The following is an 18,828-nucleotide window of genomic DNA, read 5'->3' on the forward strand; positions in this document are numbered from 1 at the left end:
TCCCGCCAACCGCCCGAGGTCAATGGTTGGAAGGTCTATTCCGCCGTGGCGCCAGACGCCTGGACCAACTCGCGCCAGATCGGCTCCTGCTCACGCCAGAAGGCGCCGAAGGCCGCTGGAGTCGGGTCGGCCAGCGGGAAGACGGTCAGGCTCAGCAGCCGCTCCTTCAGCTCCTCCTGCGCGAGGACGCGCTGGATCGCGGAGTGCATGGTGGCGATCGCCGCCTCAGGAGTCCCCGTCGCGGCCACGACGGACCACCAGTTCAGCGCGTCGATCCCCGCGCCCGGCAGGAGCTCATCCATGCCCGGCACATTCGCGAGTTCCGGCACGTAGTCGATCCGCTTGGCGGAGCCGACGGCGAGCGGGCGGAAGCGGCCTTCCCTCACGTGCGGCAGCAGGGCGGGGATCACGTCGAACATCATGTCGATGTTGCCGGCGATCAGGTCCTGGATGGCGGGGCCGCCGCCGCGATAGGGCACGTGCGTCATGTCCGCGCCCGCGCTGCGCTTCACCTTCTCGAAGTACAGGTGGCTGATGGTGCCCGTGCCGCTGCTGCCCATGGTGATGCGGCCCGGATCGCGCTTGGCGGCGGCGATCTGATCCTGGAAGCTCCGCCAGGGACGCTGGGCGTTCACCACCCAGAGCAGCGTGCCGATGCCCACGCGCGTGACGGGTGCGAAGTCGCGCAGCGGCACGAAGGGCATGCGGCTGCCGTAGAGGTAGGTATTGGCCGTCAGGACATTGGCGGAGGTGAGCATCCAGGTGAGCCCGTCCTTCTCGGACTGCAACACCGATTGCGCGCCGATATTGCCGCCGGCGCCCGGCCGGTTCTCGACGATCACGGTCTGGCCGAGCACGGGCGAGAGCCTCTCGGCGATCATACGGGCGATCAGGTCGTTGGCGCCGCCGGGGGCGATGGGCACCACGATGCGGACGGTGCGGGCCGGCGACCAGCCCTGGGCGATAGCCGGGGCGGCCAGGATCGGCGCCGCGAGGCCGCCCAGCATCAGATGTCGTCGGGAAACAGGAAGCGTCATGGGGGAGTCCTCGGAGGGTGTGGATACATAGTATATTCCCTGGAAAGTTACGCTCCCGTTTCCGTGATCCCTTCGCGCCGGAAGCGCGGGGCGTCAACCGCCACGCTACCGCACGCGGCGGCTCTGATCAGCCGGCTGCCTCATAACTGACCGTGCTGCCATCATCGCCGACCACGCTGTAACCAATCCAGCGACCTGCGACATCGAAATCGAGGACGGCATCCACCTCGCCGGCCACGCGCCAGCGCGTCCCGCCGCCTGACCGGGCCTCGCGCGACCAGCGCAGGTCCATGAGTTTGCCGGTCGTCGTGCCGAAGATTGGGACCGCGCCGCCGAACCGCTGGGGCTCCCACCACGAAAGCGGCGCCGCGCCCGGGGGCAACAACCGCTCGCCCTCGGTCCCACGGATGGCGACACCGTCGGGGCGCGCGACGGCTTCGACTTCCACGATCCGGCCATTGCGGTTCTGGCGCGAGGCGACCGAGACAAAGCGCCCGCCGCGCGTGATCTCCGTATAGCGATGCTCGAAGCGGTAGACGACGATGCCCATGACGCGTGGCGTGACCGACACGTCGGAAACCGCCACGCGATCCTCGCCACGCTGCGTGAAGGTCACGTCATGCGTGCCGATGGCGGTGCCGTTGCGGACCACGCGCCAGCGATAGTCGCCCTGCGGCCCGGCAGCGAGGGCAAGACCGGGAGTGGCCGCCAGGGCGGCGAGGAGGCGGCGGGGAAACATCTTCATCTCTCTGACATCGCTCCCCCCGGGCTTTGCCGCAAGCAGGGACTGGGACACGGCACACATGGCGTGCCATCATGGGGCATGCGCCAGCTCCTGCTGCTCCGCCATGCCAAATCCTCGTGGGACGAGGCCACGCTCTCCGACCACGCGCGCCCCCTCAACGCCCGGGGGCGCATGGCGGCCGCCGCGATGGCGGAACAGATGCGCGAACTCGGCCTCGTGCCCGACATCGTGCTCGTTTCGTCGTCGCGCCGGACGCTCCAGACGCTGGAGGCACTGCAGCCCATCGAGGGCGGCCCGCTGATCGAGGTGATGGACGACCTCTATCTCGCGCCTTGGCCCCGCCTGATGGAAGCCCTGCGCGAGGTGCCGGAGACCGTGCGTTCGGTCCTGCTGATCGCCCATAACCCAGGCGTTCACGAATTGGGGCTCGCGCTGATGGGCCCCGCCGGGGCGGCCCTGGGTAGCGGCCCCGCGCGCCGGCTGGCCGAGGGCTATCCCACCGGGGCGCTCGCCGAGTTCACCGTCGCGGGACCCTGGGGGCAGATAGCGGAGGGTGGAGCCCGCCTGGTGCGCTTCCTGGCGCCGCGAGATCTGCCGGAGGTCGCAGCCTGAACCTGGAATTGACCACCGGGAACCTGACCCGGTGCCCCTCCCACCCCCTTCTCGCTCAGCCGCCCGTGTGGCGCGCCGAGACGCTGACCTGGTTCCGCCGAACAGAGGGCGACGGCGCCCTGCTGACGCGCCGCCGCCGGGAATGGCACCTCGTTCGTACGCTGCCGCTGCCGGGCGTCTGCTGTTGGCCCGGCACGCTGCCGGAGCCCGAGCTCGTGACCGAGCCCGCGCCGGAGGAAGCGGTGGCCATCGCGCGCTTCACCGGCCGGCGCGCCCAGCTCGCCGAGGGGGTATTCTGGCTGGAAGGCCGGATCGAGGCCGGCGGTAGCCGGCGGCGCGTCGCCCGCCTTCTTCTCGAAGGTGATCCCGACCGCATACTGCCCTTCGCCGCGCAGCTCGCCGAAGACCTTCCTCTCCTGCCCGCCGCGGTTTCTTTGGGCGAGGAAGCCTTGGCGCTGGCGGAAGGCCGGCCTGCCCTGCCGCGCCGTTCCGGCCCGCCGGACCTCAGCGGAGCCGGCGATGTGGAGGCGGCCCTACGGGCCGCTCTGGCCCATCTGCAGGACGTTCTGCTGGCCGAGACGCCGCAATGCCGTCTGGAACTCGGTCCACGGGGCGTCCACCAGTCCCGGGTCGCGATTCGGCGCATGCGATCCATTCTCCGCCTCTTCCGCCCCGTGGCGGACGGGCCGGACTGGCGGCTGTGGGATGGCGAGTTGCGGGTGCTGGCGCAAACCCTGGGCGCCGCGCGCGACTGGGATGTTTTCCTGGGCGGAATCGGACGTGGCACGCTCGAAGCGCTGGACGGCGACGCGCGCCTGCGCCGCCTCCTGCGCGCCGCGACGCGGGAGCGCGACGCCGCCTATGGCGCGCTCGGCGTATTCCTCGCCAGTCCCGATTTCCGGCGCCTCGTCTGGCGCGGGCTGCAATTGCTGCTGATCCGCCCGGCCGACGCACCCTCGGTACCCCTCGCCCCCTTCGCCGCCACCTTGCTCTCGAAGCGCTGGAAGCGCCTGAAGCGCGCTGGACGGGCGATGGCCGCGCTGGACGCGACGGCGCTGCACGAGATGCGATTGGATGCCAAGCGCCTGCGCTACGCCGCCGAGCCCTTCTCCGCGCTCTGGCCGGGCCGGGCGTCGCGCCGGTTCAACCGCCGCCTCGCCGATTTGCAGGAGGCTCTGGGCTTGGCGAACGATGCATCCGTGGCGCGCAGCCTCGCCACCAGCCTCTCCGGACGGGGTGCCGGGGAATTCGCGATCGGGACCGTTACGGGCTTCGCGGCAGGGCGGGCCGAGGGCTCCCGCCTCGCTTCCATCGCCGCATGGAATTCATTGAAAAAAAGACCTTTGTTCTGGAAAACACAGCCCGCTTCCGATTCGTAATATCGGGAAACAACCGGGTTGCCAGAGGCCGCGAGGCTCGGTAACCAATCCGCCCATGCGCCGCCGCCGCCTCTTCCAGCCTGCTCGCACGCCCCAGCGCTGGGGGCGCGCCTTCTTTCTGACGATGTCGGCTGTCGCGGGTGGCGCGCTCGTGGTTTTTGCCCTGCCGACCGAGCTCATGGGCTCGGCCCCTCGCAATCAGGAATGGACCTCGCCGGCACCGGCCGTTCGCATCGTCGATGGGGACACGATCCGCCTGGGCGAACGGACGCTGCGCCTCTACGGTGTCGAAGCGCCGGAGCGCGGGCAGTTCTGCACCAATGCCCAGGGCCAGCTCTACGATTGCGGCACTGCCGCCGCGGCGGGGCTCGCCCGCCTGGTGGGCGACCGCAATATTGCCTGCCGCGTGCAGGGCCGCGACCGTTTCGGGCGCGCCCTCGGCGTTTGCCATGCGGGCGGCACAGAGCTCAACCGGGCCCTGGTGGCGGAAGGCTGGGCTTTGGCCGATGCGGGCGCCATCCCCGCGCTCGTCCCGGTGGAAGCCGAAGCGCGCGCGGCGCAACGCGGCCTCTGGAGCGGCGGTTTCGAGCCGCCGGCCCATTGGCGCCGCGGCTACTGAAGTCATTGCAGGCCCGGATGTGATTGCGGACAGGTCACGGTGGGCCGGATGGACAAGCCCGCCCTTGCGCCTATCCTGCAATGCAGCATAAGCCCGGCGTGTCCGGACAAGCGGTTTTTTGAGGGAAGGCTCCTAGCATGAGCAAGAACGGCTCCATCACCATCACGCTGGAGGGCTCGAACGCCAGCGCCTCCATGCCCCTGCTCGGCGGCACGCTCGGCCCGCAGGTCGCGGACATCCGAAAGCTGTACTCCTCGCTCGGGATCTTCACCTACGACCCCGGTTACGGCGAGACGGCGAGCTGCGAAAGCAAGATCACCTACATCGACGGCGATCAGGGCGTGCTGCTCTATCGCGGCTATCCGATCGCCCAGCTGGCCGAGAAGAGCGACTTCATCGAGGTCTGCTACCTGCTGATGAATGGCGAGCTGCCGAGCAAGGACGAGCTCGCGAAGTTCAAGCACTCGGTCACCAACCACACCATGGTGCACGAGCAGATCCGCCGCTTCTTCGACGGCTTCCGCCGCGACGCGCACCCGATGGCGATCATGTGCGGCGTGGTCGGCGCGCTGGCCGCCTTCTACCACGACAACCTCGACATCAACGACGAGCGCCAGCGCGAGGTCGCGGCCTTCCGTCTGATCGCCAAGGTGCCGACCATCGCGGCGATGGCCTACAAGTACGCCCTCGGCCAGCCCTTCATGTATCCGCGCAACGATCTCAGCTACGCGGCCAACTTCCTCTACATGCTGAACGCCGTGCCGGCCGAGCCCTACGAGGTCTCGCCGATCCTGGCCCGCGCCATGGACCGCATCCTGGTCCTGCACGCCGACCATGAGCAGAACGCCTCGACCTCGACCGTCCGCCTCGCCGGCTCGACGGGCGCCAACCCCTTCGCCTGTATCGCCGCGGGCATCGCGGCGCTCTGGGGCCCCGCGCATGGCGGCGCCAACGAGGCGGTGCTGAAGATGCTGGGCGAGATCGGCACCCCGGATAAGATCCCGGCCTTCATCGAGCAGGTGAAGGACAAGAACTCCAACGTGAAGCTCATGGGCTTCGGGCACCGGGTGTATAAGAACTTCGATCCGCGCGCGAAGATCATGAAGGAGACCTGCCACGAGGTCCTCGCCGAGCTCGGCATCAAGGACGAGCCGCTGCTGGACATGGCGATGGAGATGGAGCGGATCGCGCTGACGGACGAGTACTTCATCCAGCGCAAGCTCTACCCGAACGTCGATTTCTATTCGGGCATCATCCTAAAGGCGATGGGCATCCCGACCTCGATGTTCACCGTGATCTTCGCCGTCGCCCGCACGGTCGGCTGGGTGAGCCAGTGGAAGGAGATGATCGAGGATCCGAGCCAGCGCATCGGCCGTCCTCGCCAGATCTACACGGGCGCCGACACGCGCGACTACGTGCCGCTCGACACGCGCGGCTGAGCCTCCGGCTTCCCGGAAAGCCCCGGTTTCCGAGAGGAGGCTGGGGCTTTCTTGTTGGTGCAGCCAGACAATCAGCCGCGGCTGATTGTGGTTTAGGCAGGCTGCTTGCTGAAAGTGCGGACAAATACCCTTCCACGTCGCGCGGCCTGAAATTCTCCCTCGCCTCTCGTTCTGAGCGGGCCTGCGGCTCGGTAGCTTTCGGGGCGTTGCACTCCCGGAGGATGCCGTGCGCAAGACCCTTCCCCCCATTTCGCGTCGAGCCCTGCTCGCCACTCCCATGGCCGGGGCCCTGGCCGCACCCGCCATCGGGCAGACCGCGACCATCAAGGTCGGCGTCCTGCATTCGCTGTCCGGCACCATGGCCATCAGCGAGACCGCGCTGCGCGACACCGCGCTGATGATGGTCCAGTGGCAGAACGCCCGGGGCGGCCTGCTGGGCCGACAGCTCGAGCCGGTGGTCGTCGACCCCGCCTCCAACTGGCCCCTCTTCGCCGAGAAGGCGCGCGAGCTTCTCGCCGTCTCCAAGGTGGACGTGACCTTCGGCTGCTGGACCTCAGTCTCCCGCAAGTCGGTGCTGCCGGTCTTCGAGGAGTTGAACGGCCTCCTCTTCTACCCCGTTCAGTACGAGGGCGAGGAGCAGAGCCGGAACATCTTCTACACCGGCGCCGCACCGAACCAGCAGGCGATCCCGGCGGTCGAGTACCTGCTCGGACCCGATGGGGGCTCGGCCAAGCGCATCGCGCTGCTGGGCACGGACTACGTCTATCCCCGCACGACCAACCGCATCCTGCGCGGCTACCTCAACTCCAAGGGCATCACCGATGCGGACATCATGGAGGAGTACACGCCCTTCGGTCACAGCGACTGGCAGGGCATCGTCAGCCGCGTGAAGGCCTTCGCCGCGCAGGGCAAGAAGACCGCGATCGTCTCGACCATCAATGGCGACGCGAACGTTCCCTTCTACCGCGAGCTCGGCAACCAGGGCATCAAGGCCGAGGACATCCCCTCGGTGGCCTTCTCCGTCGGCGAGGAGGAGCTGGCCGGCATCGACGCCCGCCCGCTGGTCGGCCACCTGGCCGCCTGGAACTACTTCATGTCCGTGCCCGGCCAGCCGAATGCCGAGTTCCTGGCGATGTGGCGCGCCTACATCAACAATCCGCGCCGCGTGACCAACGACCCCATGGAGGCCACCTACACCGGCTTCCGTATGTGGGCGCAGGCCGTGGCCGCCGCCGGCACGACGGCCGTCGATGCCGTGCGCGACAAGCTCTATGGCCAGAAGGTCATGGCGCCCTGCGGCTTCGAGGAGGAGATGCACCGCAACCATCACCTCTCCAAGCCCGTGATGATCGGCGAGATCCAGGCGGATGGTCAGTTCAACATCGTCTACAAGACGCCGACCGCCATCCCGGCCGAGAACTGGTCGCCCTTCATCCCCGAGAATGCGAACCGCCGCCGGCAGTGATCGCATCTGCCGGGCCGCGCTTCGCGGGCCCGGCAACGCGCCTCCCTGGCGCGACAGGCCGGCGGGTCCCGTTGGGCGCGCCGGCCCCCGCGTAGCTGCGAAGGGATGTTCTGACTTGGCCTTGTGGCAATCGCTGAAGCGAACCGGCCGGGGAGCAGCCCTGCTTCTCCTGGGGCTGTTCCTGTTCCTGGCCCCTGCCCGTGCGCAGGATTTCGACAGCCTCATTCCCCGCCTCGGCGGAAGCTTCGGCGAGCAGGCCGAGGCCGTGGAGCGCCTGGGCTCGCTCGGCGACGCTCGCGCCCTGCCCCTCCTTCAGGCGCTGGCCGATTCGCGGCTGCTGAAGCTCGCCGATGGCAGCGTGGCCGTGCAGGAGGGCGCCGCGGTGCCGGAAGGCGCCAGCATCATCCGCATCAACAACCGCGTCCGCGTGGCGCTGCGTGGCGCCCTGGGACGGCTGCAGCTTGCCTCGCCCGTCGTGGCGCAGCGCCTGTCCGCCGCCGATGCCATCCTGCGCAACCGCAGCGCCGAGGACATTCCCGCGCTGGAAGCCGCGCTCGGTCGCGAGCAGAACGCCCAGGTCCGCGAGCGCATGGAGCTGGCCCTGGGCGGCGCCCGCCTCGCCTCGTCGGACGCCGCGGCCAAGCGCGCGGGCATCGCCACGCTCGGCGGCTCCTCCTCGCCCGAGGCGCGGAACCTGCTGCTGGCCTCCCGCGCCGCCAATGCCGAGCTTTCAGCCGAAATCGATGCCGCCATTGCCGCGATCGACCGCAAGCTGCAGCTGCGCCAGGCAGCGGAGACCTTCTTCCAGGGGCTCTCGCTCGGCTCCGTGCTGCTGCTGGCCGCCCTCGGCCTCGCCGTCACCTTCGGCGTCATGGGCGTGATCAACATGGCCCATGGCGAGTTCGTGATGATCGGTGCCTATGCGACCGTGGTCGTGCAGGAATTCTGCCGCGGCATCCCCGCGCTCCAGCCCTGGTCCCTGCCGCTGGCCATTCCCGTCGCCTTCCTGGTCACCGCGGCGATCGGCGCAGCGATGGAGCGCGGGCTGATCCGCTTCCTCTACGGCCGCCCGCTCGAGACGCTGCTGCTCACCTTCGGCGTGGGCATGGTGCTGCAGCAGGTGGTGCGCCTGGTCTTCGGCGCCCAGAACCGAGAGGTCATCAGCCCGCCCTGGATGATGGGCACCCTGGTGCTGCCGGGCGGCGTCACCATCACCCAGAACCGTGCCTGGATCATCCTCTTCTCGCTGGCCGTGCTGCTGGCGACGCTCGCCGCCATCCGCCTCACCCGCTTCGGGCTGGAGATGCGGGCCGTGGTGCAGAACCGCCGTATCGCCGCGACCATGGGCATCCGCACCGGGCGCGTGGACGCCATGACCTTCGCGTTCGGTTCCGGCATCGCCGGGCTGGCCGGGGTGGCGCTGAGCCAGATCGACAACGTCTCGCCCAACCTCGGCACGGGCTACATCATCGACAGCTTCATGGTGGTGGTCTTCGGCGGCGTGGGCTCGCTGATGGGCACGCTCATCGGCGCTTTCACCCTCGGCCTCGTGAACAAGGTGCTGGAACCCTATGCGGGCGTGGTGCTGGCCAAGGTGCTGCTGCTGGTGGGCATCATGTTGTTTATCCAGCGACGGCCGAAGGGTCTCTTCGCGCTCAAGGGACGCGCGGCCGACCAATGATGACCCGCCGGATCGTCCTCCTCGTCGCGGTGCTGCTGCTGGCTGCGCTGCCCGTCCTGAACGCGCTGCCCAGCTCAAATCCGCTCTACGTCTCGGACTTCCTGGTCAGCATCATCGGCAAGTGGATCTGCTACGCGATCCTGGCCCTCGCGCTCGACCTCGCCTGGGGCTATGCGGGCATTCTCTCGCTCGGCCACGGCGCCTTCTTCGCGCTGGGCGGCTATGCCATCGGCATGCACCTGATGCGGCTCATCGGGCCGCGCGGCGTCTATGGCCATCCGGTGCTGCCGGACTTCATGGTCTTCCTGGGCTACCAGCAGCTCCCCTGGTTCTGGCTGGGCTTCGACTGGTTCCCCTTTGCCTTCCTCATGGCCCTCGTCGTGCCCGGGCTGTTGGCGCTGGTCGTAGGCTATCTTGCCTTCCGCAGCCGCATCACGGGCGTCTACCTCTCCATCATCACCCAGGCGCTGACCTATGCGCTCATGCTCGCCTTTTTCCGCAACGACATGGGCTTCGGCGGCAATAACGGCTTCACGGATTTCAAGGAGCTGCTGGGCATGCCGCTCAACAGCGGCACCACGCGCGCGATCCTCTTCTATGCCGCGCTGGCGGTGCTGGTGCTGGTCTTCCTGCTCTGCTCCTGGCTGACGCGCACCAAATATGGCCGGGTGCTGACCGCGATCCGCGACGCCGAGAGCCGCGTGCGCTTCCTCGGCTACGACGTGACGCAGCATAAGCTGTTCGTCTTCGTGCTCTCCGCGATGATCGCCGGGCTGGCGGGCGCGCTCTACGTGCCGTTGGTGGGGATCATCAATCCCGGCGAGTTCAGCCCGGGCAATTCCATCGAGGCCGTCGTCTGGGTGGCCTTCGGCGGGCGCGGCACGCTGGTGGGTGCCGTGCTGGGCGCCTTCTCGGTGAACGCGCTCAAGACCTGGCTGACCTCGGTGGCGCCCGATCTCTGGCTGATCGCGCTCGGCTGCCTCTTCGTCGCCGTGCCGCTGCTGCTGCCCAAGGGCCTGATCGGGATCCTGCGCCGCCAGGGAGGGAAGAAGCCATGAGCGAGTCCCGTCCGGAGGCGCTGGCGGACATGCCGCATGCCGTCTCGACCAAGGGCCTCTATCTGGACGGCGTCACCGTCGTCTTCGACGGCTTCCGGGCGCTGAACAACCTCTCGCTGATCGTCGAGCCTGGGGAGCTGCGCGCGGTAATCGGCCCGAACGGCGCCGGCAAGACCACGATGATGGACTGCATCACCGGCAAGACGCGGCCGGGCTCGGGCATCGTGCGCTTCGGCGACCGCGACCTGACCAAAATGGATGAGGCCCGGATCGCCAATCTCGGCATCGGGCGGAAATTTCAGAAGCCGACCGTCTTCGACGCGCTGACGGTCTTCGAGAACCTGGAGCTCGCGCTCAAGGCGCCGCGCAATCCGGTGGCCTGCATCCGCTGGGTGTTGCGCGGGGAGGCACGGACGCGGATCGAAAAGACCATGCAGGAGATCGGCCTCACCGCCCGCGCCCACGACCTCGCGGGCCTGCTGAGCCACGGGCAGAAGCAGTGGCTGGAGATCGGCATGCTGCTCATGCAAGACCCCCAACTCCTCCTTGTGGACGAGCCCGTCGCGGGCATGACGGATCACGAGACGGAGCAGACGGCCGCCCTGCTCACCGGCATCGCCGGCGAGCGCAGCGTGGTGGTGGTCGAGCACGACCTGGAATTCGTGAAGGCGCTGAACAGCAAGGTGACGGTGCTGTGCGAGGGCTCCGTGCTCTCCGAGGGCTCGATCACCCACGTCCAGAACGACCCGCGGGTCATCGAAGTCTACCTGGGACGCTGAGGATGCGACGGCCCACCCGATCGAACCTGGCGCCCGCGCCACGCATCATCAGCTGCTTTGCTGCCGGGCCGATTCACGCGGCCGCCGCGCGGCCACGATCGGACCGGGCCTCATGCTAGTCGCCACCGACATCGACCTTTCCTACGGCGCCAGCCGCTGCCTGCGCGGCGTCTCGCTTTCCGTCGGGCCCGGCCAGATCGCGGCCGTGCTGGGGCGCAACGGCGTGGGCAAGTCCTCGCTGCTGCGCTCCATCATGGGCCTCGAGCGTATCCAGGGCGGCAGCATCTTGTGGGAGGGCAAGGAAGTCCGCGACCTCGGCCCTGCCGAGCGCGCGCGCGCCGGCATCGGCTACGTGCCCCAGGGCCGCGAGATCTTCCCCTTTCTCACCGTGCAGGAAAACCTGGAAACGGCCCTGGCCGCGGCGCCGCGCGGCAGCTCCGTGCCCGGCGAGGTGTTCGACCTCTTTCCCATCCTGCGGCAATTCCTGCGCCGGCGCGGTGGCGACCTTTCGGGTGGGCAGCAGCAGCAGCTGGCCATCGGCCGCGCGCTGACCGCACGCCCGCGGCTGCTCATCCTCGATGAGCCGACGGAGGGCATCCAGCCCAATGTCATCAAGGATATCGCCAAGGTGATCCGTCACCTCGCGAAGGACCGGAACTTCGCCATCGTTCTGGTCGAGCAGTATTTCGAGTTCGCCCGGGACCTCGCGGACACCATCACCGTCATGGTCCGCGGCGAGGTTGCGCTCGCCGGCCCGACCAGGGAGCTGGACGAGGAAGAGGTGCGGAAGCTTTTGACCGTCTAGAGCAGGGCGTCTGGAAGGCCGAAGCTCAACGGGCGCGTTCGATGCAGAAGCGCACGACCTCGGCCAACGCGGCGCGCGCCTCGTTCTCCGGGAAGCTCTCCAGGGCCTTCAGCGCGGCATCGCCATAGAATTCCGCCCGCTCGACCGTGCGTTCGATGCAGCGGTGGCGCGCCATCAGGCGCTGCGCCTCGGCCATGTCGGCCTCGGTCTGCTCGCCCTCTTCGAGCGTGCGGCGCCAGAAGGCGCGCTCGGCTTCGTCGCCCTCATGGAAGGCGATGAGGACCGGCAGCGTGATCTTGCCCTCGCGGAAGTCGTCGCCGACCGTCTTGCCGAGGCGCGCCTGCTCGGCCGAGTAGTCCAGCGCGTCGTCCACCAGCTGGAAGGCGACGCCGAGATTGTGGCCATAGGCATCCAGCGCCTCGGCATCGGCTTTCGGACGGTCGGCCACCACGGCGCCGATGCGGGTCGCGGCGGCGAAGAGCGCGGCCGTCTTGCCCTCGATCACCTCCAGATACTGCGCCTCCGTGCTCGACAGGTCGTTCTGGGTGATGAGCTGCAGCACCTCGCCCTCGGCCAGCGTGGCCGAGGCGGCGGCCAGGATGCGAAGCACCTCGAGGCTCTTGTCCTCGATCATGAGCTGGAAGGCGCGGGCAAAGAGGAAGTCGCCCACCAGCACCGAGGCCTGGTTGCCGAAGAGCGCGTTGGCGCTGGCCTGGCCCCGCCGCAGCGCGCTTTCGTCCACCACGTCGTCATGCAGCAGCGTCGCCGTGTGGATGAATTCCACGCAGGCGGCGAGCTTGATGTGCCGCTCGCCTTCGTAGCCGCAGAGCTTCGAGGCGGCGAGCGTCAGCAGCGGCCGCAGCCGCTTGCCCCCGGCGGCGACGATGTGGGCGGCAAGCTGGGGGATCAGCGCCACCGGGCTGTGCATGCGCTCGACGATGACGCGGTTGCAGGCCTCGAGGTCCTGGGCCACCAGCGCGGTCAGGCGCGACAGGGCCCCCTCGCCGCGATCCTTTGTCACGGCGCCGTCCCGTTTCGCTTCGATCGCACCGGCCACTCGCTCAATCCCCAGAAAAACAGAAGCGGCCTTGACCACGGCCGCAGAGCCCTAGAATACCCGAGCAGCCGACATGGCGGCAAGGCTAGGGAAATCAAGGATTTCGCGCCGGATGGCCGATGATCTGAGCGAGGATGGCCTGCTGGACGGCAGGGTCAGGCTGCGGCAGCCCCGCCAGGGCTTTCGCGCGGCCATCGACCCGGTGCTGCTCGCGGCCTTCGTTCCGGCCCGAAGCGGCGACGTGGTGCTCGAACTCGGCTGCGGTTCCGGGGCGGCCTTCCTGTGCCTCGGCGCGCGCGTGCCCGGCATCTCCGTCCGCGCGGTGGAGCGGGATCAGGCCCTCGCCGCGCTGGCCCAGGGCAATGCCGCGCTCAATGGCGTGACTGCAGAGGTCCATGCCGGCGATGCACGGGAAATCCAGGATCTCGGCCCCGTCGACCACGCGCTCGCCAATCCACCCTATTGGACCGGCGGCACCGCCTCGCCCGATGCCGCGAAACGCCAGGCAGCCCATGAGGACGCCGCGCTCTTGGATTGGATCGCGGTCATGGCCCGCGCCACCCGGCACAAGGGCACCCTCAGCCTCGTGCTGCCCGCCTCGCGCTTCGCCGAGGCGGCCGGCCTGCTGGGGGATGCGGGATGCGGGGGCGTCCGCCTCCTGCCGCTCTGGCCGCGCGCAGGGGTGGCGGCCAAACGCGTGCTGATCCAGGCCCGTAAAGGAGGCAAGGGCCCCGACGAGGTGCTGCCCGGCCTCGTCCTGCACGAAGCCGACGGCTCGCCCACGCAAGCCGCCGAAGCCGTGCTGCGAGGCGCCTCAGGACTTTAGCGCCAGGCGCTTCCGCCCGGTGCGGCAGTCCGGCCGCCATCCACCAGGAAATGCGCGCCCGTCACGGCGCTCGCGGCATCCGAGCACAGGAAGAGCACCATCGCCGCCACCTCCTCCGCTGTCGCGTAGCGGCCCAGCGGTATGGCCGCCTGGTAGCGCTCCGCCACGTCATTTGCGCCCATGGCGTGCGCCTGATCCTCGAGCGAATGGATCATGCGCGTATCCGTCGGGCCCGGGCAGAGCGCGTTGATGCGAACTCCCTGCTTCGCCACCTCGGCCGAGACGCTGCGCGTCAGCCCCAGCACCGCGTGCTTGGAGGCCGTGTAGGGCCCGAGCCCGGCCGAGCCGACCAGCGCCGCCGTGGACGCCGTGTTGACCACCGCGCCGCCACCCTGCCCGATCATCACCGGCAGCACGTATTTCAGCCCCAGGAAAACGCCCTTCACGTTCACCGCGATGACACGGTCGAACACCTCCTCGTCCTGCTCGTGGATCGCACGCACATGGCCCTCGATTCCGGCGTTGTTGAAGAAGCAGTGGATCGCGCCCCAGCGGTCGACTGCGGCCTTCACATAGGCCTGCACCTCGGCGGCGCGCGTGACGTCCGCCTGATGGAAGGCGACGTCATGCCCCTCGGCGCGCAGTGCGGCGGCCACCTGCTCGCCGGCGGCATCGCGATCCACCAGCAGCACCTTCGCGCCTTCCTGGACGAAGCCGCGCGCGGCTGCGAGGCCGATACCGTTGGCGCCGCCCGTGATGACGACGACCTTCTCCTTGAACCGCATCGTCTCTTTTCCTCCCGCTGTTGGTGCTTATTGGATGGCGTCGCGCAGTGACGCGGCGGCGGCGGCGATCAGCGCCTCCGCGGGGCGCACGACCTTGCTCATGGTCAGCACGCCGTGCAGCAGGTCGGCGGCGTGGAAATGCGTGACGCGCACGCCTTCGCGATCCAGCCGGCTGGCGTAGTCGCGGCCCTCGTCGCAAAGCGGGTCGTAGCCCACGGTCAGGACAAAGGCTGGCGCCGTGCCGGCGACGCTGGCGGCGCGCAGCGGCGAAGCGCGCCAGTCGTCCCAATTCTCCCGATGCGGGGCGTAATGGCCACGAAACCACCGCATGGTGGCGTCGACCAGCGGCAGGCCATCGGTGAAGCGCACATAGCTCTCATGGGTCTGCGCCATGTCCGTCACCGGGTAGAGCAGCATCTGGTGACGCAGCGGCGGCAGCGCCCCGTCCCGCGCCATCAGCGCGAGCACGGCCGCGATGTTCCCGCCGGCGCTATCGCCGCCGACGGCCAGGCGTGCCGGATCGACACCGAGCGCCTCCGCCTCGGATACGGCGTAGCGCACCGCATCGGCGCAGTCGTCCACCGCGGCGGGAAAGGGATGCTCGGGAGCGAGGCGGTAGTCCACGCTCAGCACCGCGCAGCCGGCCAGGTTCGCGAGGCTGCGCGCCAGGTGGTTGTGCGTCTCGATATCGCCCACGACCCAGCCGCCGCCATGCACGAAGATCAGGCAAGGCAGCTTCTCGGCCGCCGTACTGCCGAGCGGGCGGTAGAAGCGCAGCGCGACGCCGTTGGGCAGAGCAAGGCGCCGGTCATCCGCGACCTCGGGCGGCGGCGGCTGCAGCACCTTGGGCCCGGCGGCGTAGAGGACGCGCGTCTCGGGATAGGGCAGCGCCTCGAAGCGAGGCCGCCCCATTTCGCGAATCATTTCCAGCAGCGCGACACAGTCCGGATGCAACGGTGACGTCATGCTCTCTTGGTCCCCTCCGTTAGGTCCGGACCATCTGAGCGCGCCGCGCGTGCAACGGCAACCGCCCAAAGATGTTCCGATCCAATGGATAAGCGACTAGCCTTGCATGATGAGCGCCACATCCCTTCCCCTGGTCATCTGCCTTGGCAACGCCGTGGCGGACCATGTCTTTCACGTGGATGAAGTCCCGCAGCCGCCAGCCAAGGCACGCGCCCGGTCGTATTCGCTCGGCGTGGGCGGCATGGCCGCCAATGCGGCCATCGCGGTCAAGCGCCTCGGCGGCCAGGCCGCCTTCTGGGGGCGCGTGGGCGACGACCAGAATGCCGAACTTTTGACCGACGGCCTCCGGGACGAGGGCATCGACATCCAGGGCATGCACAGGGTCCCGGGCGCCCGGAGTCCGACGTCGGCCGTGCTCGTCGATCGCGTCGGCGAGCGCACGATCATGGGTTATCGGGGCGATGGGCTGGGCACCGATCCATCCTGGCTGCCGCTGGAGAGGCTGAAGGAGGCTGGCGCCTTCCTGTGCGATCCGCGCTGGCCCGAGGGCGCGCGTCACGCATTGGTGGAAGCCGAGCGCCTGGACGTCCCGACTGTGCTGGATGGCGAGCGCAGCGAAACGCGCCTGCTGCTCGACCTCGTTCCGCTGGTGCGGTACCCGATCTTTTCTCTACCGGGTCTCAACAATTACGCGCCCGGCGCGCGTCCGGCGGACGGGCTTCGAAAGGCCGTGTCGGAAGGTGTGACCCGCATGGCCGCCGTCACGCGCGGCGAAGACAGCACCCTCTGGATGATGCGCGGTGAGGAGAAGCCGCGTGAGATGCCCGCCTATCGAGTCCAGGCCACCAACACCACCGGCGCGGGCGACGTGTTCCACGGCGCCTTCGCACTGGCCGTGGCCGAAGGAATGGAGATGGAGGAGGCGCTTCGTTTCAGCAGCGCGGCCGGGGCCCTGCGCGCGCGCGACGGCGACACACCCCATCGCGAAAAGCTCGAAACCTTCATGCGGGAATATTGCACTGCATGAAATAGTTGCGGCGCGGGTGCGAGCGCCTGTGCCACAATGTCCATTGTTTTTGATTTGTCTGGGGAATTTGATGTGAGCGACGCCGACGCCCTTCCCAAGCCTCCCGCCGCACTCGACCTTTCGCCCGCCGCCGCCGAGATGCGAGAGGCCATTCTCCGCAAGATCACCTTCGATCTCGGCAAGAGCCTCGCCGGAGCGCTGGACCGCGACTGGTTCATCGCAACGGCGCTGGCGGTGCGCGACAAGCTGGTCAAGGACTGGCTGAAGGATCAGCGCGGCGCTTACGACGGCGGGCGCAAGCAGGTCTACTATCTCTCGCTCGAATTCCTCATCGGCCGCTTGCTGCGCGAGAACATCTCCAACCTCGGTCTCTCGCCCGATGTGAAGGCAGCGCTGGAATCGCTCGGCGTGGATGAGGCGAAGATCCTGGCGAGCGAACCCGATGCGGCCCTGGGAAATGGCGGCCTGGGACGGCTCGCCGCCTGTTTCATGTCGAGCATGGCGACGCTCGGCATCCCGGCGGTCGGCTATGGGATCCGCTACGAACACGGCCTCTTCCGCCAGGTGATCCGCCAGGGCTGGCAGGAGGAATACCCCGAGGACTGGCTGCAATACGGCAACCCCTGGGAATTCGCGCGTCCTGAAATCGCCCATCGCATCGGCTTCGGCGGCACCGTCGAGGAAGTCGAGGGCGAGGATGGCGAGCAGCGCCAGGTCTGGAAGCCCGCGGAGACCGTGCTGGCCGTCGCCTATGACACACCGATCGTGGGTTGGCGCTGCAAGCATGTGAACACGCTGCGGCTATGGTCCGCACGCGCTGCCGACCCGCTCCAGATCGAGGCCTTCAACGCCGGCGACCACATCGGCGCGCAATCCGACCGGGCGCGCGCCGAGGCGATCTCTCGCCTGCTCTACCCGTCGGACGACACGCCCGCGGGGCAGGAGCTGCGGCTTCGGCAGGAGTTCTTCTTCAGCTCGGCGGCACTGCAGGACCTGATCCGCCGCCACGTGCGCGTCTATGGCGGGCTCGACTCCCTGCCGGACCGCGTCTCCATCCAGCTCAACGACACGCACCCCGCCATCGTGGTGGCGGAGCTGATGCGGATCCTTCTCGACGACCACGGCATGGAGTGGAACCAGGCCTGGACCGTCACGCGCAACACCATTTCCTACACGAACCACACCTTGCTGCCCGAGGCGCTCGAAACCTGGCCCGTCTCGCTGATGGAGCGGCTGCTGCCGCGCCACATGCAGATCATCTACCTCATCAACGCGGTGCATCTGAACGAGGTCTCGGCCGCGCATCCGGGCGATGGGCGCCTGCTCTCCTCCGTCTCGCTGATCGAAGAGCATTCGGGCCGGCGGGTCCGGATGGGCAACCTCGCCTTCCTCGGCTCGCACAAGGTGAACGGCGTCTCCGCATTGCATTCCGAGCTGCTGAAGAAGACCGTCTTTCACGACTTCAACATGCTCTTCCCTGACCGCATCACGAACAAGACCAACGGCATCGACTTCCGCCGCTGGCTGCTCGAATGCAACCCGGGGCTGACGGAGCTGGTGACGGACGCGATCGGCCCCGGTTTCCTCGACAGGCCGGAGGAGCTTCGCAAGCTGGAGGCGCTGTCAGGCGATGCCGCCTTCCAGCAGCGCTACGCTGCGGTGAAGCTTGCGAGCAAGGAGCGCCTGGCCGCGCTGATCCGGCGCGAGACGAATGCGCGCGTCGATCCGTCCGCGCTCTTCGACGTCCAGATCAAGCGCATCCACGAATACAAGCGCCAGCTCCTGAACCTGCTGGAGGCGGTGGCGCTCTACAACGAAATGCGTGCCCAGCCGCATCGCGACTACGTGCCGCGGGTGAAGATTCTGGCCGGCAAGGCGGCGGCGAGCTATCACCGCGCCAAGCTGATCATCAAGCTGGCGCATGACATCGCCCGAACCGTCAACCGCGATCCGGCCATCCGCGATCGGCTGAAGATCGTCTTCCTGCCCAACTACAACGTCTCGTTAGCCGAGATGATTGTCCCGGCGTCGGACCTGTCGGAGCAGATCTCGACCGCCGGCATGGAGGCATCGGGCACGGGCAACATGAAGCTCGCGCTCAACGGCGCGCTGACGATCGGCACGCTCGACGGCGCCAATGTCGAGATCCTGGAGCATGTGGGCGCGGAGAACCTCTTCATCTTCGGCCTGACGACCGAGCAGGTGGCGCAGCGCTGGGCCGAGGGCTGGAAGGGACAGGACTCCATCGACCAGTCGCCGCGGCTGCAGCAGGCGCTGGAGGCCATCGCCTCCGGCGTCTTCTCGCCCGACGATCCCGCGCGCTATTCCGATCTCGTCCGCATGCTGCGGCAGGACGACCGTTTCCTCGTCACCGCCGATTTCGACTCCTACTTCGCCGCGCAACGCACGGTGGCCCAGCGCTGGGCGCACCCGGCCGACTGGACGCGCAGCGCTATCCTGAACACCGCCCGGATGGCCTGGTTCTCCTCCGACCGGACGATCGCGGAATACGCCCAGGAGATCTGGAACGTTCCGGTGCAGAGCTGAC

Annotated in this window: 17 protein-coding genes; 12 read left to right on the plus strand and 5 right to left on the minus strand. The window is 68.5% G+C overall.

Going from position 1 to position 18,828, the window contains the following annotated elements:
- Window positions 1–35 precede the first annotated feature (35 nt).
- Window positions 36–1,037: a Bug family tripartite tricarboxylate transporter substrate binding protein gene (locus WJM96_RS08625; RefSeq protein WP_424812064.1), complete on the minus strand. Its 1,002-nt coding sequence runs from the start codon at window positions 1,035–1,037 to the stop codon at window positions 36–38.
- A gap of 127 nt (window positions 1,038–1,164) precedes the next feature.
- Window positions 1,165–1,782 carry a DUF6134 family protein gene (locus tag WJM96_RS08630; protein ID WP_424812065.1) on the minus strand — a complete coding sequence of 206 codons (618 nt, stop codon included), beginning with the start codon at window positions 1,780–1,782 and terminating at the stop codon, window positions 1,165–1,167.
- A 78-nt stretch (window positions 1,783–1,860) separates the two neighbouring features.
- Here WJM96_RS08630 and WJM96_RS08635 point away from each other — a divergent pair, with 78 nt between their 5' ends.
- From WJM96_RS08635 to urtE, 9 genes are all read left to right on the plus strand, one after another.
- The gene (locus WJM96_RS08635; protein ID WP_424812066.1) at window positions 1,861–2,394 is read left to right on the plus strand and encodes a SixA phosphatase family protein; all 534 of its coding nucleotides are present in this window, start codon (window positions 1,861–1,863) and stop codon (window positions 2,392–2,394) included.
- 65 nt (window positions 2,395–2,459) lie between these two features.
- Complete coding sequence (locus WJM96_RS08640) at window positions 2,460–3,773, plus strand: CHAD domain-containing protein (RefSeq protein WP_424812067.1); 1,314 nt, start codon at window positions 2,460–2,462, stop codon at window positions 3,771–3,773.
- Window positions 3,774–3,828: 55 nt separating this feature from the next.
- On the plus strand, window positions 3,829–4,392 hold the full coding sequence (locus tag WJM96_RS08645; RefSeq protein ID WP_424812068.1) for a thermonuclease family protein: 564 nt from the start codon (window positions 3,829–3,831) through the stop codon (window positions 4,390–4,392).
- Between the two features lie 137 nt (window positions 4,393–4,529).
- On the plus strand, window positions 4,530–5,831 hold the full coding sequence (locus WJM96_RS08650; protein WP_424812069.1) for a citrate synthase: 1,302 nt from the start codon (window positions 4,530–4,532) through the stop codon (window positions 5,829–5,831).
- 247 nt (window positions 5,832–6,078) lie between these two features.
- The gene (urtA, locus tag WJM96_RS08655; RefSeq protein WP_424813085.1) at window positions 6,079–7,296 is read left to right on the plus strand and encodes an urea ABC transporter substrate-binding protein; all 1,218 of its coding nucleotides are present in this window, start codon (window positions 6,079–6,081) and stop codon (window positions 7,294–7,296) included.
- A 115-nt stretch (window positions 7,297–7,411) separates the two neighbouring features.
- Entirely contained in the window at window positions 7,412–8,977 is a 1,566-nt protein-coding gene (gene urtB, locus WJM96_RS08660) for an urea ABC transporter permease subunit UrtB (protein ID WP_424812070.1), read from the plus strand.
- Window positions 8,977–10,035, plus strand: coding sequence for an urea ABC transporter permease subunit UrtC (gene urtC / locus WJM96_RS08665; RefSeq protein WP_424813086.1), 1,059 nt, complete (start codon window positions 8,977–8,979; stop codon window positions 10,033–10,035). Before urtB ends, urtC begins: the two co-directional genes overlap by 1 nt.
- Window positions 10,032–10,814: an urea ABC transporter ATP-binding protein UrtD gene (urtD, locus tag WJM96_RS08670; RefSeq protein ID WP_424812071.1), complete on the plus strand. Its 783-nt coding sequence runs from the start codon at window positions 10,032–10,034 to the stop codon at window positions 10,812–10,814. Before urtC ends, urtD begins: the two co-directional genes overlap by 4 nt.
- A 112-nt stretch (window positions 10,815–10,926) precedes the next feature.
- Entirely contained in the window at window positions 10,927–11,619 is a 693-nt protein-coding gene (gene urtE, locus WJM96_RS08675; protein WP_424812072.1) for an urea ABC transporter ATP-binding subunit UrtE, read from the plus strand.
- Window positions 11,620–11,644: 25 nt separating this feature from the next.
- Here urtE and WJM96_RS08680 read toward each other — a convergent pair whose 3' ends face one another.
- On the minus strand, window positions 11,645–12,676 hold the full coding sequence (locus WJM96_RS08680; protein WP_424812073.1) for a polyprenyl synthetase family protein: 1,032 nt from the start codon (window positions 12,674–12,676) through the stop codon (window positions 11,645–11,647).
- A gap of 112 nt (window positions 12,677–12,788) precedes the next feature.
- Here WJM96_RS08680 and WJM96_RS08685 point away from each other — a divergent pair, with 112 nt between their 5' ends.
- Complete coding sequence (locus WJM96_RS08685; protein ID WP_424812074.1) at window positions 12,789–13,502, plus strand: tRNA1(Val) (adenine(37)-N6)-methyltransferase; 714 nt, start codon at window positions 12,789–12,791, stop codon at window positions 13,500–13,502.
- On the opposite strand, the gene WJM96_RS08690 is transcribed toward WJM96_RS08685, so the two are convergent.
- Window positions 13,499–14,287 carry an SDR family NAD(P)-dependent oxidoreductase gene (locus WJM96_RS08690; protein ID WP_424812075.1) on the minus strand — a complete coding sequence of 263 codons (789 nt, stop codon included), beginning with the start codon at window positions 14,285–14,287 and terminating at the stop codon, window positions 13,499–13,501. The two genes, WJM96_RS08685 and WJM96_RS08690, sit on opposite strands and share 4 nt — an antisense overlap.
- Window positions 14,288–14,314: 27 nt before the next feature.
- Entirely contained in the window at window positions 14,315–15,253 is a 939-nt protein-coding gene (locus WJM96_RS08695) for an alpha/beta hydrolase (RefSeq protein WP_424812076.1), read from the minus strand.
- A gap of 106 nt (window positions 15,254–15,359) precedes the next feature.
- Here WJM96_RS08695 and WJM96_RS08700 point away from each other — a divergent pair, with 106 nt between their 5' ends.
- Together WJM96_RS08700 and WJM96_RS08705 are read left to right on the plus strand one after the other, a co-directional pair.
- Window positions 15,360–16,280: a PfkB family carbohydrate kinase gene (locus WJM96_RS08700; protein ID WP_424812077.1), complete on the plus strand. Its 921-nt coding sequence runs from the start codon at window positions 15,360–15,362 to the stop codon at window positions 16,278–16,280.
- Between the two features lie 72 nt (window positions 16,281–16,352).
- Window positions 16,353–18,827: a glycogen/starch/alpha-glucan phosphorylase gene (locus WJM96_RS08705; protein ID WP_424812078.1), complete on the plus strand. Its 2,475-nt coding sequence runs from the start codon at window positions 16,353–16,355 to the stop codon at window positions 18,825–18,827.
- The last annotated feature ends 1 nt before the right edge of the window (window position 18,828 follow it).

The sequence above is a fragment of the Roseococcus sp. YIM B11640 genome (assembly GCF_049727625.1).
Taxonomy (GTDB): Bacteria; Pseudomonadota; Alphaproteobacteria; order Acetobacterales; family Acetobacteraceae; genus Roseococcus.